Source organism: Mycobacterium angelicum (assembly GCF_002086155.1).
Lineage (GTDB): Bacteria > Actinomycetota > Actinomycetes > Mycobacteriales > Mycobacteriaceae > Mycobacterium > Mycobacterium angelicum.
Genome location: NZ_MVHE01000355.1, coordinates 1 through 331 on the forward strand (window position 1 = coordinate 1; position 331 = coordinate 331).

Consider the following 331-nt stretch of genomic DNA (forward strand, 5'->3'; position numbering starts at 1 on the left):
TGTGTGTGGTGCCGCCGGGGGTGGCCGGGGAGTTGTATATCGCCGGTGCCGGGGTGGCGCGCGGGTATCGCGGCCGGGCAGCGCTAACGGCGTCGCGGTTTGTGGCGTGCCCGTTCGGGCCACCGGGACAGCGCATGTACCGGACCGGGGATGTGGTGCGCTGGAATGCCCGGGGTGCGTTGGAGTTCGTCGGCCGTGTCGACGATCAGGTGAAGATTCGTGGGTTCCGCATCGAGCCGGGCGAAGTGGAAGCCGCGCTGACGAGTCATCCCCGGGTGGCCCAAGCGATCGTGACCCCCCACGATGGCCAACTCGTGGGCTATGTGGTGCT

Annotated in this window: 1 protein-coding gene; it reads left to right on the top strand. The window is 68.9% G+C overall.

Annotated elements, in window-relative coordinates; translation table 11 throughout:
- Positions 1 to 331: acyl-CoA synthetase family protein (locus BST12_RS29770; protein WP_139802118.1), on the top strand; the 331-nt coding region annotated here is incomplete at both ends.